Origin of the sequence: Rhodobacter xanthinilyticus (assembly GCF_001856665.1) — a bacterium.
Lineage (GTDB): Bacteria > Pseudomonadota > Alphaproteobacteria > Rhodobacterales > Rhodobacteraceae > Rhodobacter > Rhodobacter xanthinilyticus.
Genome location: NZ_CP017781.1, coordinates 3,312,116 through 3,333,890 on the forward strand (window position 1 = coordinate 3,312,116; position 21,775 = coordinate 3,333,890).

Annotated in this window: 15 protein-coding genes and 1 pseudogene; 9 read left to right on the forward strand and 7 right to left on the reverse strand. The window is 61.2% G+C overall.

All coding sequences use genetic code 11. The features are described 5' to 3' along the window. Positions 1 to 316: 316 nt before the first annotated feature. Together LPB142_RS18605 and LPB142_RS18610 are read left to right on the forward strand one after the other, a co-directional pair. Complete coding sequence (locus LPB142_RS18605; protein ID WP_083392717.1) at positions 317 to 1,399, forward strand: AAA family ATPase; 1,083 nt, start codon at positions 317 to 319, stop codon at positions 1,397 to 1,399. Beyond that, entirely contained in the window at positions 1,305 to 3,773 is a 2,469-nt protein-coding gene (locus LPB142_RS18610; protein WP_232230916.1) for a S8 family peptidase, read from the forward strand. Before LPB142_RS18605 ends, LPB142_RS18610 begins: the two co-directional genes overlap by 95 nt. A gap of 376 nt (positions 3,774 to 4,149) precedes the next feature. Here LPB142_RS18610 and LPB142_RS16085 read toward each other — a convergent pair whose 3' ends face one another. Continuing rightward, positions 4,150 to 5,589 (reverse strand): DUF6880 family protein, encoded by a 1,440-nt coding sequence (locus LPB142_RS16085; RefSeq protein WP_068765716.1) that lies wholly within the window; start codon positions 5,587 to 5,589, stop codon positions 4,150 to 4,152. A 218-nt stretch (positions 5,590 to 5,807) separates the two neighbouring features. On the opposite strand from LPB142_RS16085, the gene LPB142_RS16090 reads away from it, so the two are divergent. Both LPB142_RS16090 and LPB142_RS16095 read left to right on the forward strand, forming a co-directional pair. Beyond that, entirely contained in the window at positions 5,808 to 6,962 is a 1,155-nt protein-coding gene (locus LPB142_RS16090; RefSeq protein ID WP_068765715.1) for a tyrosine-type recombinase/integrase, read from the forward strand. Between the two features lie 121 nt (positions 6,963 to 7,083). Further along, a complete protein-coding gene (locus LPB142_RS16095; protein ID WP_068765907.1) occupies positions 7,084 to 7,950 on the forward strand; it encodes a WYL domain-containing protein in 867 nt (288 codons plus the stop codon). A 306-nt stretch (positions 7,951 to 8,256) separates the two neighbouring features. Here the strand turns inward: LPB142_RS16095 and istB are convergent, their stop codons facing one another. Together istB and istA are read right to left on the reverse strand one after the other, a co-directional pair. Further along, a complete protein-coding gene (gene istB / locus LPB142_RS16100; protein WP_071165181.1) occupies positions 8,257 to 9,021 on the reverse strand; it encodes an IS21-like element helper ATPase IstB in 765 nt (254 codons plus the stop codon). Then, entirely contained in the window at positions 9,018 to 10,505 is a 1,488-nt protein-coding gene (istA, locus tag LPB142_RS16105) for an IS21 family transposase (RefSeq protein WP_071165182.1), read from the reverse strand. The genes istB and istA overlap by 4 nt, the downstream gene beginning before the upstream one ends. A 384-nt stretch (positions 10,506 to 10,889) precedes the next feature. Here istA and LPB142_RS16115 point away from each other — a divergent pair. Further along, positions 10,890 to 12,124: pseudogene (locus LPB142_RS16115) on the forward strand (IS3 family transposase). 133 nt (positions 12,125 to 12,257) lie between these two features. Beyond that, positions 12,258 to 12,974 carry a hypothetical protein gene (locus tag LPB142_RS18615; protein ID WP_083392718.1) on the forward strand — a complete coding sequence of 239 codons (717 nt, stop codon included), beginning with the start codon at positions 12,258 to 12,260 and terminating at the stop codon, positions 12,972 to 12,974. Between the two features lie 35 nt (positions 12,975 to 13,009). On the opposite strand, the gene LPB142_RS16120 is transcribed toward LPB142_RS18615, so the two are convergent. From LPB142_RS16120 to LPB142_RS16125, 4 genes are all read right to left on the reverse strand, one after another. Continuing rightward, positions 13,010 to 14,137 (reverse strand): Fic family protein, encoded by a 1,128-nt coding sequence (locus LPB142_RS16120; protein WP_071166991.1) that lies wholly within the window; start codon positions 14,135 to 14,137, stop codon positions 13,010 to 13,012. 120 nt (positions 14,138 to 14,257) lie between these two features. Beyond that, on the reverse strand, positions 14,258 to 14,497 hold the full coding sequence (locus LPB142_RS18620) for a hypothetical protein (RefSeq protein WP_083392719.1): 240 nt from the start codon (positions 14,495 to 14,497) through the stop codon (positions 14,258 to 14,260). A gap of 160 nt (positions 14,498 to 14,657) precedes the next feature. After that, on the reverse strand, positions 14,658 to 15,290 hold the full coding sequence (locus LPB142_RS18625) for a hypothetical protein (RefSeq protein ID WP_083392782.1): 633 nt from the start codon (positions 15,288 to 15,290) through the stop codon (positions 14,658 to 14,660). Between the two features lie 10 nt (positions 15,291 to 15,300). Next, the gene (locus LPB142_RS16125) at positions 15,301 to 16,020 is read right to left on the reverse strand and encodes a nucleotide-binding protein (protein ID WP_008336065.1); all 720 of its coding nucleotides are present in this window, start codon (positions 16,018 to 16,020) and stop codon (positions 15,301 to 15,303) included. 552 nt (positions 16,021 to 16,572) lie between these two features. Here LPB142_RS16125 and mobC point away from each other — a divergent pair. Genes mobC through LPB142_RS16140 form a run of 3 tightly spaced genes read left to right on the forward strand, consistent with a single transcriptional unit; the run spans position 16,573 to position 21,470 of the window. After that, positions 16,573 to 17,160 carry a plasmid mobilization relaxosome protein MobC gene (gene mobC / locus LPB142_RS16130; RefSeq protein ID WP_071166992.1) on the forward strand — a complete coding sequence of 196 codons (588 nt, stop codon included), beginning with the start codon at positions 16,573 to 16,575 and terminating at the stop codon, positions 17,158 to 17,160. Next, positions 17,147 to 19,495: a relaxase/mobilization nuclease domain-containing protein gene (locus LPB142_RS16135; protein WP_071166993.1), complete on the forward strand. Its 2,349-nt coding sequence runs from the start codon at positions 17,147 to 17,149 to the stop codon at positions 19,493 to 19,495. The genes mobC and LPB142_RS16135 overlap by 14 nt, the downstream gene beginning before the upstream one ends. Next, positions 19,488 to 21,470: a type IV secretory system conjugative DNA transfer family protein gene (locus LPB142_RS16140; RefSeq protein ID WP_071166994.1), complete on the forward strand. Its 1,983-nt coding sequence runs from the start codon at positions 19,488 to 19,490 to the stop codon at positions 21,468 to 21,470. Before LPB142_RS16135 ends, LPB142_RS16140 begins: the two co-directional genes overlap by 8 nt. Positions 21,471 to 21,775 lie beyond the last annotated feature (305 nt).

Consider the following 21,775-nt stretch of genomic DNA (forward strand, 5'->3'; position numbering starts at 1 on the left):
CCTCTGCGATGATTGGAACTTGCGTCAAGGGAGGCAGGTTTGTCAACGCATTTCCTCTATCCGCTGCATAGACTTAGGCGAACCTGGGATCAGCCCACGTCAGCGGCAACAACATCCCCCTTGGGGTCGAAGGTTAAGCATCTTGGAGAAAACAAAGATCGGAAGGACTGCAACGATCACGAGTCCCGCGGGCAACGCGACGGAAAAACTCAGGCTCGGAGACCGGTTTTGCTGGCGCATCAGCCCCCGAGATTGCTAAACAGTAACGAAAGGCGCGGATTTTAGGCCGCGACGAGAAGGTCGTAAAGGCTCAAAAATGGCTTCGGCACAGCAACTTATCGGGCTCATAAAGAGCCATGCAGAGGGGGACGAAGAGCGATTCTTCGATCTCGCGATGCAGCTTGCTGCGGCAGAAGAACAGCGCGGCCACAATCGGTTAGCGGAACAGCTGCGCCAATGGGCTGAAGCATCAAAGACACCGAAGGCCGCTGCGACTGCGAAGTTGACACCGCTGGCAGCTCCGCGGGGTGATCTCGCGGGCATCTTGGGCGCGCGATACCCGACAACAACGCTCAACGACCTGATTTTGCCGGATCACCTCTCCGACGAACTGCGTCAAATCGTTGTAGAAACTCGGAAGCGCGATCTTCTTGAAGAGAAGGGGCTACATCCACGTCGACGACTTCTCTTTTCGGGCCCTCCAGGCACAGGAAAAACCCTGAGCGCTGAAGCATTGGCAGGGGAACTCAAGTTCCCCTTGTTCACAGTTCTACTTCATGGGCTGATCACCAAGTTCATGGGAGAGACCGCTCAGAAGTTGCGCCTGATCTTCGATGCGATCCGCACAACTCGTGGCGTTTACCTGTTCGACGAAATCGACGCGCTCGCGGCGTCTCGCGGAAACGAAAATGACGTTGGAGAAGCCAGGCGAATTCTGAACTCGTTCCTCCAGTTCCTAGATGAAGATACCGGGCCGTCTATCGTTGTCGCCACCACGAATATCCCTGAGATTCTGGACAGGGCAATCCTTCGGCGTTTCGAACTCGTGCTGCCATACGAGTTGCCCTCCAGAGAGGCGGTTCAAAAGGCTTTGCGGCGGCGCTTGATCGGTTTCAGCGTCACTGATGTGGATTGGGATGCTGTGTCGAGGGTTGCGGAAGGTCTTTCAACCGCAGATGTTGTTGCTGCGGGGGAAGATGCCGGGCGACGCGCGGTCTTGTCCTCTACCGACAGGATTTTGACGGATACGCTTATCGCATCAATGGAGCGTCGGCGTTCGTTGCATGGACTTGGAACATCGCTGAATGGAACGCAATCGCCCTCATCTGATCATAAACGGCCCCGGACAAGCAGTCGCGTTTCAGGCAAAGGTCAACGGTCAGACAAAGCATCCGAGTGATGTGCCTAACCGCCGCGCGCATGCGCTGGCGCTTTTGCGAGCGATCGATGGGCTCGGGGATCCCTCAGAGCAGGGGCGCCCTGGGGTCTATCTCGAGATTGAGGCGAGACCGAACGAACCGTTCGTGACCAAGAGCCTTGATTCAAGCGGCCTACACCTGCTCCGAGTTGACGCTGCCGCCGAGAATGGTGCGGCTCCCGCCCGCGCCACAGTTTTTGCGTCGCCAACTGGCGTGGCCAATCTACGTCGGAAGGTCGAAGCCTTTCAGGACGAGGACACCCCGAAGGGCCGGCCTAAGAATGCCGACCTTGTGCAGAGCATAAAGGCCATCGTTGAGGCAGGACTGCGCGCACTTTGGCGAAGTCCTGCAGCTAAATTTCCCGCAGACGATGGGGCAACGCATCCCTGGGAAATCTGGCTGGACCGCAGCGAAGCTGATCACTTCATTGCGAATGCGCGCGGCCTCGGAATCCGGTTTGAAGGCGGGGAAGGTCAGGCCGGAGGAGGGCGCCTTGAGTTTCCTGAAGACGTAGTAGTAGTTGGCCACGCAACCCACGCTCAGATAGCCGGGGCAGTCCGCAGCCTTGGAATTGTGAAGGCCCTTGCCGCCCCGACCGTCCTCTCGGACTATTTTGACGGTATGCCGCCGGATGAGCAGGCTGAGTGGGCGCAAGCGATGGAACGTCTCCTGCAGCCGCCCGCTGCAGCGGATCCACGTTACATTACGCTACTTGATAGCGGTGTGGGGCTGAATCACCCGTTAGTTCGACCTTACCTTGATCCAGTTGATCGGCATGCAGCAGAACCCGGATGGGGGCTGGATGACACGCACGGGCATGGCACGCAATTGGCAGGTCTTGCGCTCTATGGGGACTTGCTGCCGCTGATCCAAAGCAACCTACCGGTGCATGTTCGGCATCGGCTTGAGTCAGCCAAGATCATCCCTGATGCTGGCCAGAATCCCTATCACCTTTTGGGAGACGTAGTTCTCAAGGCCATCAACGCGGTCGAGGCGAATGCCGAGCGTGGCCGAACGTTTTCGATGGCAAGCACGACCGACCAGGACACGCCACACGACGGCGCACCCACATCTTGGTCCAGTGAGATTGATCAACTTGCAGCTGGTGTGTCGGGAGATCGGCGTCTGCAGCGACTATTTGTGATTTCAGCGGGCAACATCAGGGATCAAGGTCGCTTCGAAGGAGCCGATTACCTTTCCGTTTGTGACGACCTTGACCATGAGATTGAATCCCCTGCTCAAGCTTGGAACTCAATCTGCGTCGGCGGGTATACTGACAAGGCGAGGCTTCCGGCGGGTTCGACCGGGTATCCAGTCGCGCCCATGGGTGATCTCTCTCCGTCATCTAGGACTGCCAGCTGGTCGCGGCACTGGGCCATCAAGCCGGACGTGGTCATGGAAGGTGGTAACTGGATCCAGGACGGTCCGCCGCACCCGATGAACCATGCGGCGCTTTCGCTACTTACTACGGATCACCGCTATCCTCGACGTTCACTGACGACGACGGCAGACACCAGCGCGGCAACGGCTCTTGCTGCGAAGGCTGTTACCGAGCTCTGGGAGGACTACCCTGCCTTGTGGCCAGAGACGATACGGGCGATCTTCGTCTCGTCTGCGAGGTGGACGCAGCAGATGAAGACGCATCTGCCAGCAAATCCCTCAAAGGGCGACTTTGCGAAGCTGTTTCGGCGGTACGGCTACGGCGTCCCGGACCAAGCGCGTGCACGACGCAGCGCGGTGAATGCGTTGTCTCTCATCGTCCAGGATACGATCATCCCATATCGGCCGAGCGCCACGGCCGGGGCTGACCCTGTCCACAATCAGATGAAGTTCTTTGAGCTTCCCTGGCCTCGCAATGCCCTCAGGGCGCTCGCCGCCGCTGAAGTAACGCTACGAGTTACACTGAGCACGTTCATTGAGCCAAATCCCTCGGAAGCGGCACGCGGATCGAAGTTCCGCTACGCCTCGCACAATCTTCGTTTCAAGCTCAACCGAGCCAATGAAAACCAGGCGCAGTTCAAGGCCCGAATAAACAAGCTGGCGGATGACCCGGATGCGGAAGCTGTAGGCGACAATGATGGGTGGGTCTATGGGCGCAACCGTCGCGATGTGGGGAGCTTACACATCGACGAGTTGCGGTGCGCTGCCTCCGACCTCGCCCAGAGAAACATGCTTGCGGTCCATCCAGTGGCTGGTTGGTGGAAGTCGAAGTCGACCCAGAACGTCGACCAGAGGACGGCACGCTTCGCTCTTGTCGTTGAACTGGATACCGGAGATGTCGAAACGGACCTCTATACGGAGATTGAAGCAGCGATTGCAGCGATGAACGCAGCGCAGGTGCAGGTGGTTGTTTGATTGGAGAACTTTCTGGTGGTACCCGCGATACGCTTGATTGCGAAGGGCTTCTTTCCCTCTTGCTTCCACAGTGCTTCCAAGGGTGTTAGAAACGCAAACGCCGCCCTTGTTGGCGGCGCTTAAGCGTTTGACAACGCGTAGTTTTTTGGTTGCGGGGACAGGATTTGAACCTGTGACCTTCAGGTTATGAGTCGTGTCAAACGAAATATGATCAGGCGCGACGAATCGCGTTTTCTTTCGCATAACCTGCCAATTGCGAGATAGGGCCACAAGCCCAAACTGCGCGCGGATTGTCAGGATTGCGCAGCGGTTTTTCCCCTCATGCTTCCACCATGCTTCCAATGGGTAGCGGAATGATTTTCCGGTAGCACTGCCATCAACCGTCCATCCGCGACCAGAAGCCGGTCTTCTTGCCATGCTCTGCCTTCAGGCGCGCGGCATAGGCGTGATGCGGCTCGACCGGTCCGAAGTCCTCGATCCGTCCGGCGAGATCGGCACAGGTTGCCAAGTGCTGGGCGGCATAGCCATAGCGCTTCTGCCTCCCCTCGTTCAACGTAAAATCGATCATCGCCCGCAGCGCCACTGTTGCGGCGAGCGGATGCTTCTCGGCCAATGTCTCGGCCGCCGGGGCCAGGAATTCGTAGTGATCGCCATCGACCTCGTCCTGCCGCTCGATCAGCAATCGCGCGGCGTGGCCAAGCGATGGCCAGTTCAGAAAGAAGGCCAAGGCGGCCAGCAGGTCCGGGTGCGCGGCGGCGTGCGCCATCGCACGTTCTTCGGCCTCGATGTCGTCGAAATCCGGCAGGCGCTTCAGATAGGCCCGCAGGTGCTCACCCGACAGGTCGCGCTCGAAGCACGCCCAACGGAATGCCTGCGCCTCGTCTTTCCGATCAAGCGCCTCGAGCACGGCAAGTCGGGCGTCCTGCCACTCGGGCGGGATCCAGCCCGCCTCTTTCACCTCGGCCCGCTCGATGAAGCCAAGCGCGTCCCCTGCCCTGCCCGCCGCCAGCAGGCGCTGCGCGATCTCGGCCGCGATCTTCGGGACCTTGCGGGTCTTTGGATCGTACTGCGCAATGAAGCCATCGACATCGCCCTGCACGTCGGCAATGTCCTTCAGCGCCATCTCGACCGTGCTTTGCCGCGCGCGTTCGTCCATTTCGTGGGCATAGCGCGTGCCGCCGCTGCCCCAGCCGACGGCCTGCCACTCGCTCTTTGGCGGCACCGGCACGGGCGTGCGCCCAAGCTCCTCGACCAGTGCCTTCAGATGCGCGACGCCATCGGGGCCCAGCGCAGGGGCGATGATGGCGATCAAGCCGTCATACTGGCCGAAGCCATTGTCCTGCAGCGCATCAAGAACCTGCCGCGCCAGCGCCTCGGGCACAGCACCTGCCGCCTTGGCCACCTCGCCCAGATCGGCGCAGGCCTGGTGGAAGATGTCGATGACGGTGCCGCTGCTGTCGTCGCAGCGTTCGAAAACGGGCTTGGCCAGAGCCATGAATCGCCACAACAGCGCAAGCGCCTCACCAGCATCGTGCGGGGCGATTTGTTCCATGATGGCGCTGCGCTGGGTCTGCAGGTCCTTCACCAGCGGCTTGCGGTTCTGCCAGTTCACGAAGGTCCGTGCCTTCGCGATGCTGGTCAGCCGCTTCGTGATCTCCCGCGCCGCTTCCCTCGGGCCTTCCGCTCCGGCGAGCGCCAGGCGCAGCTTGCGCTTGGCAGCGGCATCGCCAGTGCTGATCTCGATCAGCAGCTGCGCCAGACGCTCAGTGCCGAGCGCCTCCAGGTTCTTTGCATTGAGGGTGGATTTCGACGCCATGTGGATTCCGTTTCTTTTCGCAGACATTAGCAGCGCGGTCGGAAGACCGGAACCTGCGTTCTGATTCGTCCGGGCAATCCTTTCTGCTCACGACTACGATTCAGCCCCTGCGTGAGAATACGCGGATTTTCCTTTTTACACGCAATATCAATGTGTTCGTTGACTAGCCCTCCGCATTGCGCACTGTGGAAGCCAGACAACTCGGAAGCCGATCTCCCATGCCCAAACTCACAAAGCGCATCGTCGACGCCGCAGAAGCCCAAGCCGCCGAATACTTCGTCTGGGACAACGACATCCCCGGCTTCGGACTTCGGGTGCTGCCAAGCGGGCGGAAAGGCTACGTCGTGCAATACCGTGCCGGGCGCCGGTCGCGGCGGATCAGCCTTGGCCCCAGCACGGTTCTGACCTGCGAACAGGCACGCACCCGTGCCATCACCATCGTCGCCGCTGCGCGCAACGGGCAGGACCCTGCTGCCGAGCGCGACGCCGGGCGCAAGGCGATCACCATCAAGGAACTGGCAGAGCGGTTCGACAAGGAACACATCGCGATCCGCGTGAAGGCCAGCACGGGGAAGGAGTATCGCCGGAACCTGCAGCGCTTCATCCTTCCCGCCATCGGGCAGCTGACAGTCACAGGGATCACGCGGGCGGATGTCGCCAAGTTCCACCACGACCTGCGCCACATCCCCTATCAGGCCAACCGCTGCCTCGAGGTGATCTCGAAGATGTTCAGCCTGTCCGAAATGTGGGGCTTGCGTCCAGACGGGACCAACCCGCGCAAGCACATCCGGAAGTACCCCGAGGAAAAGCGCGAACGGTTCCTGAGTGCGGCGGAACTGCGCCGGATCGGCGAGGTGCTGCGCGAGATGGAGGCGGAAGGGGTAGAACTGCCATCGGCCATCCTCGCCGCACGGCTGTTGATCATGACCGGCTGCCGCCTGAACGAGATCATGTCCTTGAAGTGGTCATACATCGATTTCGACAGCCCTGCTTTGCGCCTGCCGGATTCCAAGACCGGGGCGAAGGTCGTCCACGTAGGTCAGCCGGTGGCGGACCTTCTGCGGGACGCCCAGCGTATCGACGGCAACCCGTGGGTCATCACGGGCACCCTGCCCGGCAAGCCCCTGAGCGATCTGCAATCTTTCTGGCAGCGCGTCCGTGCCCGCGCCGGGGTAAAGGACGTCCGCATCCACGACCTGCGCCACACCTTCGCCTCAACGGCCGTGGCCTCGGGTCAGGGATTGCCGATGATCGGCAAGCTCCTTGGCCACACGCAGGTCCAGACCACGGCGCGGTATGCCCATCTTGCCGCCGAACCCGTGCGGATGGCGGCTGATGCCGTCGCGCAGAACCTGCGGCAATCCTTGGGATAATTGCGCGCCAACCCTTCCCTTTTCGATTGATCCCCAAGCATCGCGCAGCTACGGTCGAAGAAGGCCCAGAAATTGGGCGCGCATAATTTCCATGCGCATCGACCGATAACGGGAGAGCGTGGTGAGCAACGATAGGTCGGAGCTTCGTTGGGGGGTCGAGCAGAGGCTCGAGTTCATCGAGTTCCGCCTGTTTTGGGAGGGGCATGTGAACCGCAGCGATGTGATGGAGCAGTTCGGGCTGTCGGTGAACCAGGCGTCATCCGACCTGAGCCGCTACATCGGCCTCGCCCCTGACAACATGGACTACGACCGCAGCCTGCGGACCTATGTACGCCAGCCTAGCTTCAAGCCGGTGTTCGACAAGCTGGATGCCGGTCGATACCTGGCGCAACTGCGGTCGGTCGCCGACGGCATCCTCGATCAGGACGACTGCTGGATCGCTGGACTGCCCGCCTACGATTCCGCTCCCACCCCAGCGCGTGGCGTCGATCCTGCAACCCTTCGGTCCGTGGTCGATGCGATCCGCCGGTCCGAGGCGATCGAGGTGCAGTATCAGTCCCTTTCCAACCCGGAGCCTCGGTGGCGCTGGATCGCGCCGCATGCCATCGCGTTCGACGGCTTCCGCTGGCACACCCGTGCGTTCTGCTTCGGCGACGAGGTGTTCAAGGATTTCCTGCTGTCTCGGATCCTTGACATCCGTGGGTCGCGAGCGTCCCACGTTGTGGCCCAAGACGATCAGGATTGGCACACCTTCGCAACTCTGGAAATCGGCCCCCACCCTGCCCTTTCCGAGACGCAGGCCAAGGTGATCTCGCTCGACTACGGCATGATCGGTGGCAAGGCAGAAATCAGGGTTCGACGGGCATTGCTTTACTATGCGCTCCGGCGGCTTGGACTCGACACTGACCCGGACGCTAGGCACCCCCAGGAGCAGCAGATTGTTCTGCTGAACCCTGACGCAGCCTTAGGGGACCACAAGAGGGAATAACTGCACTCAGCCGGATGCAAGAACGACGCCACCAGAAGCCCCACAATACACACAGAAACGAGTTAGCACTTTGAACCAGGCCGCCCACAACAAGCTCATCTCTTTCATCTGGTCCATTGCAGACGACTGCCTTCGTGACGTTGTCAACGGCGGAGTAAAATTGGGCCACGGGGCGGCGCAAAATTGGGCCACTTTGGGTTTGCGCGAGACGCGGCTGATGGGCGGCGGCCAGTCAGCCGCGCTCTCCATATAGCTTGCGGGTGACTGGCCGCCTTGGACCGTCAGGTCCAAGTCTGATACTTTGGATCAGGTGTTGTCGCCGGTCTTGCGCGCGCGACTTTGCGCGAGGCGATAGCTTTCGCCGTTCATCTCGAGGATGTTGACGTGGTGGGTCAACCGGTCGAGGAGCGCGCCGGTCAGCCGCTCGGTGCCGAAGGTCTCGGTCCATTCATCGAAGGGCAGATTGCTGGTGATCAGCGTGGCACCGCGCTCGTAGCGCTGGGAGATCATCTCAAAAAGCAGCTCGGCGCCGGTCTTTGACAGGGGCACGAACCCGAGCTCGTCGATGATCAGCAGCTTGACGGCAGCCATCTGCTTCTGGACGCGCAGCAGCCGACGTTCGTCTCGCGCCTCCATCAGCTCGTTGACCAGCGCGGCGGCGGTGGTGAAGCTGACAGACATGCCCTTCTGGCAGGCCGCCAACCCGAGGCCCAAGGCAATGTGGGTCTTGCCGGTTCCGCTGGGGCCAAGGGCGATCACGTTCTCACGCCGTTCGATCCATTCGCAGCGCGCCAGTTCCAGCACCTGCATCTTGTTCAGCTTCGGGATCGCCTTGAAGTCGAAGCTGTCGAGGCTTTTGGTGGCCGGGAACTTCGCAGCCTTGATGCGGCGCTCGACCATCCGCCGCTCGCGGTCAATGAGTTCCAGTTCAACGAGGCGCGACAGGAATTGGACATGGTCCAACCCTTCGGCGGCGCATTGGCGCGCAACCTTCTCGTGTTCCCGCAGGAAGGTGGGCAGCTTCAGCGTCTTCAGATGGTGGGCAAGCAGGATCTTCGGAGCCTCGCTCATTCCGCCGCCTCCGACATCAAGGCCATGTAGCTGGCCGCACGCGTCGTCTCGACGTTCGCCCGCGGCAGGTAGGGGTAGACATCGAGATCAAGCCTTGGGGGGCGCTTCTCGACCTGGCAAAGCACGAGGTGCTTCACGGCGTCAAAGCCGACCGCGCCCAGCTTCAGGGCCTTCTTCACGGCGGCATGCAGGTCATCCATGCCAAAGGTCTCAAGCAGCCGCAGCACCTGCACATACTCGCGGCGCCCCATCTTGAGCATGCGCGCCTCCATCAGGCGGCGCAAAGTCTGGAACTCTTCGGGCAGGTCCCATTCCGCCAGAGGCGCAGCCTGGTCCAAGGCATTGATCTTGCGCTCGATCAGCGGGAGGTAGTGAACCGGGTCGAAGATCATGTCCTCGCGATCGTAACAGCGCGGGTGTCGGGCGATCACCTCCCCGCGACAGCCGATCACGACCTCATCGACATAGCCGCGGATCCAGACATCCTGATGGCCATAGGCGACCGGGACCGAGTAATCGTTGGTGTCATAGCGCACGAGCGACTGCGAGCTGACCCTGCCGCTCGCTTGGTCGCAGGCGTCGAACGGGGCAGTAGGCAATGGGCGCATCGCCGCCAGATCGCGCTGCAGCCTCTCGCCGATCGTCTCCTTGTGACCCCGAAGAATGCGCGTGAGGCGTGCGCAGCACTGCCCTTCAAGGTCGGCGTTGAAGGCGTCCCAACTGGCAAAGTGGGGGATCGGCACCATGTGGTTGCGGCGGGCGTAGCCGACCATCCCCTCGACAGCGCCCTTGTCGTTCCCCTTCCCGGGCCGACCATAGCGATCCCGAAACAGGTAATGCGACTGCAAGCCGCTGAACAGCGTGGCGCGGATGCGCGTGCCATCTGGCTGGATCTTCGAGACCAGGCAGCGGTCGTTATCGTAGAGCACCGACTGCGGCACCCCGCCGAAGAAGGCAAAGGCGCGGACATGCCCGTCTATCCAGGCCTCCGCCGTCGCCGCCGGATAGGCCCGGACGAAATAGGCATCGCTGTGCGGCAGGTCGATGACAAAGAAATGCGCCTTCTGCTCGACACCGGCGATGACGACGACCGCTTCGCCAAAATCGGCCTGAGCATGGCCCGGCGGATGGGCCAGTGGCACGAACATCTCCCGTGTCCGCCGCTCACGCTCACGCACGTAATCCTTGACGATCGTATAGCCGCCGGTGAAGCCATGCTCGGCCTGAAGCCGTTCCCATATCCGCTTGGCCGTATGACGCTGCTTGCGATGCACCGCCTTGTCGGCTTCAAGCCAGGCGTCAATGAACTCGGTGAACCCGTCCAGCTTCGGCCGCCTGATCGGCTTGTCCCGCCGGTAGCCAGGCGGCACCGAGAAGGCCAACATCTTCTCAACCGTCCCGCGCGAAATGTTGAAATGCTTCGCCGCCGCCCGCGCGCTCATGCCCTCGGCACACGCCAAGCGAACCTTCTTGTAAAGTTCCACGGTATAAATCTCCCCACCCTCCCTGCTGCCGCAAGAAGGGAAAAGTGGCAGGATTTTACTCCGCCCGCAGCGAGACGATCCCGCCGCTACCGTGGCCTAATTTTGCACCGCCGTTTCCACTGCATCCGTTCCGCCCGATATCGATGCATTTCAGTTTAGCGGTCCAGGGCTTCCGTCCGACTTCTTGCCAGTTTACGCGAATGAACGCGGCGCGTTTGTGCCAAGAGGGAATGGGCTGGTGCACGGTTTCTTGAGACAGTTCGGAGCGCTATTTCTCTCAGGAAAGGGGAGTAGAGCATGGACAAGAAGATCGACGACACCTCAGGTGCGACGGAGGCCACGGCCCCGTCGGCGCGCGCCCATCACGCTGGCGACGGCGGGGCCGTGGCCGGTCCTGCCAGGCGCCTTTCGGCGAAGCGCAAACTCGTGGCGGTTCAGCGGCTCATGCGGGGTGAGAGCTTGGAGGCGGTGTCGCGGGACCTGAACGTTCCGGTTCACCGGCTGTCCGAATGGCGCGACCGGGTGCTCATGGCGGCCGAGAGTGCGCTGAAGGAACGCGAGCGCGATGAGCGTGACGACGAGATTGCGCGGCTGCAGGCCAAGGTGGGCGAGATCACCATGGCCAACGAGTTGCTGTACGCGAAGATCGACAAGCTGGAGGGCGGCCGCCCTTTGGCCCGGCGGAGGTCGAGGACATGAGCCAGGCGCACTCGATCTCCACGCACCGGCGCTACGGGACGACGCGTGTCTGCAACATCTGGGGGGTCCCCCGGGCGACGGTGTACCGGCATCGTGTTACGGGCAATGCCGCCAATGAGGCGCGGCCGCCACGTCGTCGTGGTCCGGAGGGGGCCTGCAGCGACAGCGCGCTTCTGGAGCATATCGAGGCCATCATCGAAGCCTCGCCGTTTTCCGGGGAAGGCTACCGGAAGATATGGGCGCGGCTTCGGCATCTGGGCGTCTGTACCGCCCCCCGTCGGGTGCGGCGGGTCATGAAGGAGAACGACCTTCTGGCACCTCAGCGACCCGTCCAGCGGGATGCGCATCCCCATGACGGGACGATCGTCACTGAGCGGGTCGATCAGGTCTGGGGCACGGACATGACCCAGACGGTCACCATCGGGGAGGGACGGGCCTACGTGTTCATCGCGGTGGATCATTGCTCGGGCGAGTTCGTCGGCACCCATGCGTCTTCAAGTGCCAGCCGGTGGGAGGCGCTGGAACCGATCCGTCAGGGCGTCACCCGGCACTTCGGCTGTATCGGGCCGGATACGGCCCTCGGCCTGATCCTGCGGCACGACCACGGATCGAACTACATGTCAGAAGACTTCCAGAGCGAGATCAAATGCTTCGGGATCACCAGTTCACCAGCTTTCGTGCGCCAGCCCGAGGGCAATGGGGTGGCCGAACGGGCCATACGCACCCTCAAGGAGCAACTGCTCTGGGTCCGCCATTTTGTGACCGTCGAAGAGCTCAGGCATGCTTTGGCCGCCTTCGCCGCGCGATACAACGCATCATGGCTGCGGGAACGGCACGGCTACAAAACGCCCGATCAGATCAGGGCCGAACAGAAGGCCCTTGAAACCGACGCCGCCAAAGGGTTCAAAATGGCGGCATGACCAGCGCAACGCGCTGTCTCATAACCGTGCCCCGGTACAGTGCCAAGAGGGAACAAGATAGTTGCTCATGGAGGAATGGCGTTAGAGGAACTGGTTGTGCCGTTTGTGAAGATAAGAATGAAGAAAGAAGAACATGCGACCGACAGCACCTCAGATAGGATTTGACCGCTTCATCCGCCTCGAGTGGGCGAAAAAAGCGCTGGAAGTCAGGGCCGGTCTCGCTGACATCAGCGAGCTCGATGCTCTGTTGGATGAAGCCCATTCAGGGCCTGCGGCTAGGAAGAAGACCAGAACCGTACTGAACCGCCTTTGGTTGGAGCCGCGAAAGGATCTGGAGCCTTTTGCTCAACGCGGCGTGGAACTGTTCCAATCGGCACCATCTACCTCGCCGGCGGCCCTGACATGGGGCATGGCTATCGTGACATATCCCTTCTTCGCCAAAGTGGCCGAGATCGTTGGCAGATTGACCTCGCTTCAAGGCGACTGCACGACCGCTGAAGTGCATCGTCGGATGGCAGAAATCTATGGCGAACGTGAGGGGACCAGACGGATGACCAATATGGTCCTTCAGTCTCAGATAGACTGGGCGCTGCTTGATCGAAGCGACAACGGCAAGACGCTAACCCGGAAGAAAGCCTGTGCGTTGGAAGGATCGGACCTCGTGCGTTGGATGACAACTGCCGTTTTGGAAGCCGTAGGTCGTCCTGTCGGACTCGGAACGCTAGAGGCCCAACCTGTGATTTATCCCTTTGGCCTCGGCGACAATCTTGGCTTTGTCCTCTCATCTGCGTCTGATCTTGACCTGCGCGCGGATAGTGCCGGAAACCAATCTGTCTCGCTCAGAGAATAGGCAACGCCTTTGACGCTGCCTCACTTCTACGCCAATCATTGTAGCTGGTTCGACGCCCGTGGTTTCAGGTTCAACCAGTACCTCGTATGGCGTCGCTCACCGGTTCGGCTGAGCGCGCCTTTCTCGACCAGATCCTGCAGATCGCGGGTTGCGGTTGCACGTGAAGTTCCGGTGATCTTGAGATAGTTGTCGGCGCTGAGGCCGCCTTTGAAACCGCCAGGGCCTTCCCGAAACATTCGAGCGATGGCCTTGGCCTGGCGTTCGTTCAAGTGGTCTCTGTGACGATCGTAGAAGTGTGCCTTGCTGATGAAGAAGCCGACGCGGTCGAGTGTTGCCTGTTGGGCCTTCAAGACAACTTCTGCGAACCAGACGAGCCAATCGGTCACGTCGAGCGTTTTTTGATGCTGCTCGAGCTGATCGTAGTATCCCTTGCGCTCCTTCTCGATGGTGAAGGCGAGCGAGATGAGGGTCGGCTGGCCAATGTTCTGCGCCAGCGACTTTTCAGCGAGGGCGCGACCCAAGCGGCCGTTGCCGTCTTCGAATGGGTGGATACTCTCGAAATAGAGGTGGCTTAGCCCTGCGCGCGTTAGCGCTGGAAGCGGCTCTGCTCCCCCCGGCCCGGTCTTGTTGAACCAATCCGCGTATCGCTCCATCTCAGGCATGACCCGCTCCGAGGGCGGCGCTTCGAAATGGATCGTGGGCCGGTCAAGGCGGCCGGAAACGATTTGCATCGCCTCGGCGTGTTGTCGGTAGGCCCCAATGGTTTTCAACCGACGGTCATGGGACAGGAGCATCCGATGCCAGCGGTACAGTGTCTCATGGGTTAGCGGCTCTGCAAAACTGGAATAGACGTCGACCATCATTTCCGCGACGCCCTGTTCGCGCGGTTTGGCAGGGTAGCTGTCCGGATCGAGGCCCAGATGGCGGCGCAGCGAAGATTGCACACTGAGCCGATCGAGGATTTCACCCTCGATGGCGCTCGTCTGCATCGCTTCCTCGCTGAGCAGTTCGATGCGGAGTTGCTCGCGTTCCGGCTGGCTGACATGATGGACCGCGCCGAGGATTTCTCCGGACGACAGCAGGAACGTCTGCTCAAACGGCTCCAGAGCGGAGGCGTCATACCGGAAATCCGGCCAATCAGGCAGCGTCCAGTTCCAAGCCATGAGTTATAGACATCCTTTCTATAACTCACATCTAGACCACTTCTGAGGCATAGAAGTCAACTCTATCGCTCAAAGGACCTGCGCGATGGGGTGACCCACAAACCGACGCGAGGCCTTGAGCTATACCTTTTCAAGGTGCGTCAGACCTTGCTGACGCGGTCTGGGGGCCTTCGGATCGGCGGGGTTTTGTTCCGGCGCTTGAAAGAATGGTTCATAGCGAACGTCCGCTATGGCGCCGTCGAACCAGGCAGGCTGCACGTCACCATTGTTCCATTGGTAAAGGTAGCCAACCAGATTCTCAGATGTCTTGCAGAGGATGCGCATGATCGGTTCGCCAGTCAGGCGGGGCTTCATATTCATAATGCGTTCCTCCTAAATGGACCTCGCAACTCGTCACTACTGAGGTCTGAAATTCCTGTTAGCTGGTGTTAGGACTAGGTTTCTGCAACTGCAAGATGAACCGTTCCGGGTGGGCGAAAATCCACCGGCGAAATGCAAGTTATCTTTTCAGATAGGTATCTTACGGTTCATGCGGCGATGCAGCGCGAACAGCAATTTCTTCCAAGATTTTGTCGATCTCGCCCCATATGCGTGGTTCCACCTGACCGCGGATCAGAGCCCATTTACTCAAGACGTCGAGGGGGTCGTGGTCCCGAAGGAGCATACCCAGGCTGGCCGCATCGACTGCCAGTGATGTCCGGGCCTGCCACTGCGTGTTTCGAGCGCGCCGCTCCTCCGCGACTGGCGCGAAGACCGGCGACAGTTGCCAGCCTTTGACTGCACGGCGCAGGGCGGCACGCACCACATGTGCTGGCTCAACACCACAAGTCTCTAGCGCAGCTTCCTGTCGTTCGAGTGCGTTGACCCTGATGTCGATCTTCCGGGTCGGGCTCAATGCGCGCGCCGATACGGGAGCTCTCAGGCTGGTATGCGGGTCAGAGCTTTCCGCGGTGACTTGGTGCGGCGCCACGGTACCTCCCGGCACAAGCTCTGGCTCGTGCCGATCAGCGTCAACGTCAGTGGCTGGGGTGCCTGTCTTTGTTGCTGTGACCTGTGCCTCATCTTCCTTCCCGGGAATCTCGCGGTCACCCTGTTGCAGGGTGGCGGCGTAGGCTGGGTCTGGCCCAGTGATGGTCGGGATCTTCTTGCGCAATCGACTGTCCTCACGCAGCAAGAATATTGTTGAGGATGTCCGTCGCCTCCTCGAGCGCCTCGACGACATGACGTACATGTGGACGCATCAGAGGGTTTGGATCAGATTGCTTTTCCAGCGCCAAGGCGTGGAGAAGCCCCTTCTGGTCCATCTCCTTGTAGGTGTTCCGCCGCATCATGACGGTCTCAATCACCGGAAAACGGGTGAGCGCTTCTTCAATCAGGGCCGCGTCAGCACGGGTCGTTTTCGGGTCAACCATGTTGAGGACGACGTGGTGGCGCGGAAGGCTGGAGGGGTCGTCAACGCGGGATTTCAGTTTCTCAAACCAATCAGCTGTCTGCGCTCCGACATCGAAATCAGACGTCGACAGCATGACGGGCGTCACGATGTGGTCCGCAAGCACCGCGATGCCGTCTGACCATTCGGCACCGACCCCTGCGGTATCGATGAAGATGAAGTCTGCCGTGCCTGCCATGTAGACCTGATCGATCTGATCCTCGACACCCGCCACGCTTTCGACGGTGGCCGAGCAGAGAAGCGGCGAACTCAGCCCACCGGCTTCCGCCCGAGCATGCCAGGCCCCGAGTACCCTCGTGCTGTCCGTGTCGATCAACATCACTCTGCGTCCGGCGGCGATCGCGGCGCTGATCAAGGCGCGCGAAAGCGTCGTTTTTCCACTGCCCCCTTTCCGGGCCATCGCTGCGACCACCACAAGATTTTCGTTCGGCATTCTGATCCTCCGCAAAAATAGTGAATCGCAACGATAATACCAAAATGTCGCTAAACGCATGAGGCGGAGGGGTCAAGCAGAAGTCGGGATGCGACCCGCGTTTGGCATGCAGCGGGCGGCGTTGTGCGATGACCGTGCGACGTCTGCCGTGGCGCCTTCAGCATTCGTCGCGGGGCACCGCACACCCTCCAAATGTCGGGATGCACTCGGCGATGTACTGCGGACGGAATGCAGGTGACGGATAGCGCGCTCCAGACGACGGGAGGCAGTCTCGCGTATGTCGTTCTGCGGGTGACGCGAGACGGTCAGCACGCAGCAAAACCCGTCTTGCGGGGTGCAAGAGACGGGGTGCAAAAGACGCGATGCGCGATGCGGGGACCGCATCGCGTGGTGCAATGAGCGCGAAGCGCGATCCATTTGACTAAGGACGGGAAATCGCCCCTACAGGGCGATTTTCTACATTGAGTACAAGCCCTTATGGCCGACTTCACTTGCGTTGGGAGTCGGCGGGCTTGTACGAAGTTGGCAAGAAATAGGAACGTTAACTTCAAAATGCCCCGCCGTCGCAGACTGTCAGAGATCGAACGATCGACCATCGCCCAGGAGCGCCGGAACGGCGTCTCCGCGGCGTCATTGGCCGCGCGCTACGATGTCAGCCTGAAGACGATCTACAACGTGGTGAACCACCGGGATGAGCGTCAGACAGCGAACGGCAGCCGATCGCGGGTTGTGGGGATCCGGGTCTCGGACGACGACCTGCGCCGGTTCGACGCGGCGCTGTCGCGGCGCGGGATTGCGCACCGCTCGGATGCCATGCGCCGCCTGATGCTGGCGGCCGAAGGTGTCTTCCTGCCCGACGACGAGATGTGTGACGAGTTGCGCAATCTCGGCGCCGCGCTCAACCGGGTTGGCAACAATGTGAACCAGATCGCGCGACGTCTGAACGAGGCCAAGCTGCGGGGCGAGAGACTGTCCTACCCGGCCTCAAGCCACCGTGACGTCCGCGCCCTTGCGGGTCTGGTCTTCGATCTGGCCGACCAGGTTCAGGAGATGTCGCGTGCGCGGCGCAGCGTGCTGGACATTGAGATCAGCTCTGCCCTGGTGGACCTCGCCGAGAGGGATGAAAATGGAGCGGAGTGACCGGGTCCGTGGCATCGACCCGGCGCTATTTGACCGCGGCTGGAGCCGAGTTTCGGGATCCTGGCAGGGGCTTTCTAAGGGCGCGCAGATGGTTCGGGCCGCGCGCGGCTATTCGCCAGCGATCTTCAAGGCTATCTCGAAAGGGGGCTGCCACACCGGGGCGCAGCTACGGGCTCAGCTCACATATCTCACGACGAAGTCGACCCATATCCTCGACAGTCGCGGCACCCATGACGGGAAGAAGCAGCTCTCGGAAGCCGAGATCAACCGAGTGGCGCGGCGGTTCGAGAACCAGTGGAACGAGCGCTACAGCCCCAAGCTTGGCCATACGTCGCATCTCCTGATGGCATTCCCGGTTGGGACCAGGGGTGAAGAGGTGCGCGATATCACCCAGGCGGTCTGCGAGAAGTTCTTTCAAGGTGAGGGGTCGCAATTCGACTATATTGCTGCAATACACCAAGATCGCGCGCATCCACATGCGCATATCGTTCTGAACCGCCGCAGCAAGGATGGCGAAATGTTCTTTCTCGGGAAGGATCATCACTTCAACTACGACGCCTTTCGCGAGGCGATGGTCGAGGCGGCCCGGGTTCATGGGATCCGCCTTGAGGCGACGCGTCGTCTGGATCGCGGCGTCACGACCTACCGCGCCGAGATCGATGAAATCTACAAGGCCCGCGACGAAGGTCGTCCCCCAGTCGAGCGCCAGAGAACCGGTGCTGACTTGGCGGCCGCACTGGAAACCGTCCGGCACAACGCTTTGATCTATCGCGGGCTCGCGGCGGAGGCCTCCCGTTCGAATTTCGAAGACGTGTCCGAGGCGCTCGAGAGGGCCAGCACCATCCTTGCCAGTGGCGGTCAGATTCAATCTGACGGAGCCATCTACATGTCCCAAGACGAAGCAGCGTTCGACACGCTGATCACCGAGTTTTCTCAGAACATTCGCCAGATCGAGGCGGCGATCGACAGAGCGCCGGCGGCCGAGAGGCCGGTGATCGAGCGCAAGCTGACCGACGTTCTGGCCTCGGTCGCGCATTTGAACCCGCTCGGGGATCGCTCCGCCGCCCTGATCGATGCCCCGTCCCGGGACGGCATCTATGCAAGGCCGAACTTAAGTGAAGATCACCTCGCGCGTCTTGACGATAGAGAGGTGGCACCAAAGCTGGCCGAGGCGTTGCAAGGCACAGGCATCGATGCCGAGGCTGTGGCCGCGCGCCTGCGGGAAGGGGCAGGCAATGCCGCATTGGAACGCCAGTGGCTGGCACAGGACCTACAAGCGATTGCCAAAGCAAGCGACCTCGATCTGGAGAAATCTGCGGACCGGGAAGACGCGCTCGACCGGCTGGAAGCCGTGCATGTTCGGTTGGGCGATGTTCTGACCGATGTACGCGTCCTGCGCGCGCCAACCGAGGTCGACGAGGTGCATGACGCCAAGGCAGCGCTTGGTGAGCGGTTGACGACACCTGGGAGTGATCTCGCGCAAGACGGGTCCGACATTTTTGCCCCATCGGAGCGGCAGGCGTTCAGGGCGCTGGTGGCGCAGTTCCGCCGGACGGATTTCGATCACCCGTTCTCCGACGACCCCTCGGTGCGGCGGGCGGGCGCCGTGGAGGTTGAAGAGGCCCGCGCCGCGTTCGACGCCTACGCGCAGAGATCCCCGCAGCATGCCGAATTGGCCTCGATGGCTTGGGAACAGATGACTGACAGTCGAATGCCGCCGCAATATGCGGTATCGGAGCAGGACCGCACGCTGCATGCTGGCGACATGGACCTCGCCTTGCGGGATCCTTCGGATCATCTCGGTCCGATCACGGAAGAGCTCCGCATCCTCGCCCGCTATCGCACGGAGATGCCGGATGACGAATTCGGTCAAGCCGTCCAGGACGAAATCAATCACCTTCGTTCGCTTGGCGCGTCGCGTGCCTATATCAGCGAGCGCAGTTTCGAGATCGAGGACCACGCGCGACAAGACTACGCCGAGCGCCGGTATCTGGAAGAGACAGCGCCAACCGTCATGGCCTTTGTGCGAAACGCCGACGTCGAGGGCCCGCTCTCCGAGGCAGAGCAGCAGGACATCGTCCGGCAGATAAACGAGCGACTAAGCTCCGACGCAATCGACGCGCTGCGGGCCGGTAACGCGGACGTCCTGGACAAATTCACCGAGGATCCGCTGCGCCAGCTGGAACTCGCCAAGACCTATCTTCAAAGCAGCGAGGTCACCGCGCATGGCCTAGCCATGGAGCGCGTTCTCGATGCTCTGGCCGAAGAGCAGATCGAGGCGCAGCGCGCGCGCCACGCCGCGGCACATGGTGAGAAGGGGATCACCCATGGATAAAGGCAAGATTGCCTTAGGAGTGTTGAGCCTCGTGCTGGTCGGTCTCGCCATGGGCTATGTCGTGGCGACCGGCTTTGTCATGTTCCGCTATGGGCTTTCTCCCTCGCGTTTCGACGTCACCCTGCTTGCCCGCGAATATCGGGGTCTGTCTCAGTCTGCACCGAAAGACTTCCTCTGGGTGAACCTCATCCTTGGCGGCTTCGGCCTGGCATCGCTGATGCTGAGCGTCACGCTTCTGGGGGATGCATTGACCCGCTTCGGGACGACGCATTGGCAGACTCGCAGCGAGATGAAGAGGAACGGTTTCTTTGCCAAGCCGGGCGGCGGCTTCCTTCTGGGCAAGCTCGGCTCCCCGAAATCCAGGCGCCCGTTCCTTGTCTCAAAAACCTTCCCCCACGCGCTGATCGTGGCGCCTACAGGCCGGGGCAAGGGCGTGGGGTTCGTGATCCCGAACCTTCTGACCTTCAAGGGCTCGGCCGTGGTGCTCGACGTGAAAGGCGAGAACTTCCGTGAGACCTCGCGCTTCCGCGCCAGCATGGGGGACAAGGTTTTCCGCTTCGCGCCGACCGACTGGGACCGACCGACACATCGCTATAATCCGCTGGCGCGCATCGCGGCCATGACCAACCCCGACAGGCAGCAGATGGAGCTTAAACTCACCGCGAAGCTCTTCCTGCAGACCGACAATGAAAAGCTGAGCGGGCTTTTGGCCGGGGGTATCGACCTCTTCGTGGCGGCCGGCCTTCTGGCCTTCGAGCGCGGCGTGCCGACCATCGGCGAGATTTACCGCATCACCGCCTCAGGCGGCGACAAGCAGAAGGAATATCTGAAACGCTCGCAGGAGGTGAAGAACAAGTCGGCCAAGCTGATCTTCGAGCGTATGGCATCGACCAACAACGACACCCTCACTTCCTACCTCTCGCTTCTCATGACATCGGGTCTCGACACTTGGGACAACCGCGCGATTGACGCGGCCACCGCGACCTCTGACTTCTCATTCCGGGATATCCGCCGCCGCCCGCATGCGATCTATCTCGTGGTCGAGTCAGAGATGATCCGCCCGCTGGCTCCGCTGATCCGCCTCTTCTTCTCGGACCTGATCGCCTCGCTGCAGGCTCAGGAACCCGGAGACGACGAGCCTTGGCCCGTCATGATCATGCTCGACGAGTTCGACCGGCTCGGCAAAATGCCGATCGTCGCCGAGAGCATCAAGACGCTGCGCTCTTTCGGCGGGAACCTAGCCATTGTCACCCAGACCATTCCGGCGTTGGACGAAATCTATGGTGAGAACACCCGCAGGTCGCTTCAGGGCGGCGCAGGTGTGAAACTCTACCTCACCCCGTCCGAGCAGAAGACCATTGAGGAGCTGAGCCAGGCCGTTGGCAAGACGACCAAGCGCGTGGTGACCCGCTCTCGCGCTGTTGGACGCAATCCGTTTGAGGGGCGCAGCGTTTCCGAGCGGACAGAGGACACCCCGCTCCTGACCGAGGACCAGGCCCGCCGCATGGACCTCGACGAGGTGATCCTCGTGATCGACGCGCAGATGCCGATCCGGGCGCGGCGGATCAAGTATTTCGAGGATCCGGCGCTAAAGGCGCTGCATGCCGGTCAGGCGGGGAGTTTCCCGTATCCGGACGAGGACGGGCTGCGGCGGGATCGGCAGATGTCTGAGACCCGGGAAACGGTGGAGAGGTTGAAGCAGGAACTGCAGGAGGTGCGGGCGGCTGCGGGGGCACAGGGGGCCGAGGCGAATGCGCTGCCCAAAGCGGCTCAATCTCCCTCGCAAAAACAGCTCGATCCCAAGCCAGCACCGTCAGGGCGGGCGCGAGGGAGGGCTGCACGGACCGCTGCGGGTGCCGCTGAGTCAGATCAGCTCTCCTTCGATCTGGCCGGGCTGGGTCTTCGCCCCTCTGACAGAACCCAACTGGCTGCGGCGGTTCTGACGACGCGAAGTATCATTGCACAGCATACGTGACCGGCCCAAAGCCGCCGGTTGAGCATGCGTCGTCGCCGCGGCGTAGCTTCCTCGAAGCGGTCGGTCGTGGCATTGTGCAGCAAAATCCGGGGCGAATGTCGCTGATGCGGACGGAGCCGCCCTTGGCCGTCTTCAAGTGAACGACCGGTTCCCAATAAGACAAATTGATTGGCTCTGCTGACGGCTGTAAACACGAGGAACTTTGGCCCAGAGCTAGAGCACGTGTTTTCAATAGGTGAAACTGTCCCCCGTCAGCGCCTATGGCACAGATTTGAGGTTGTGATTTAAGGAGGATTTGGGCTTCG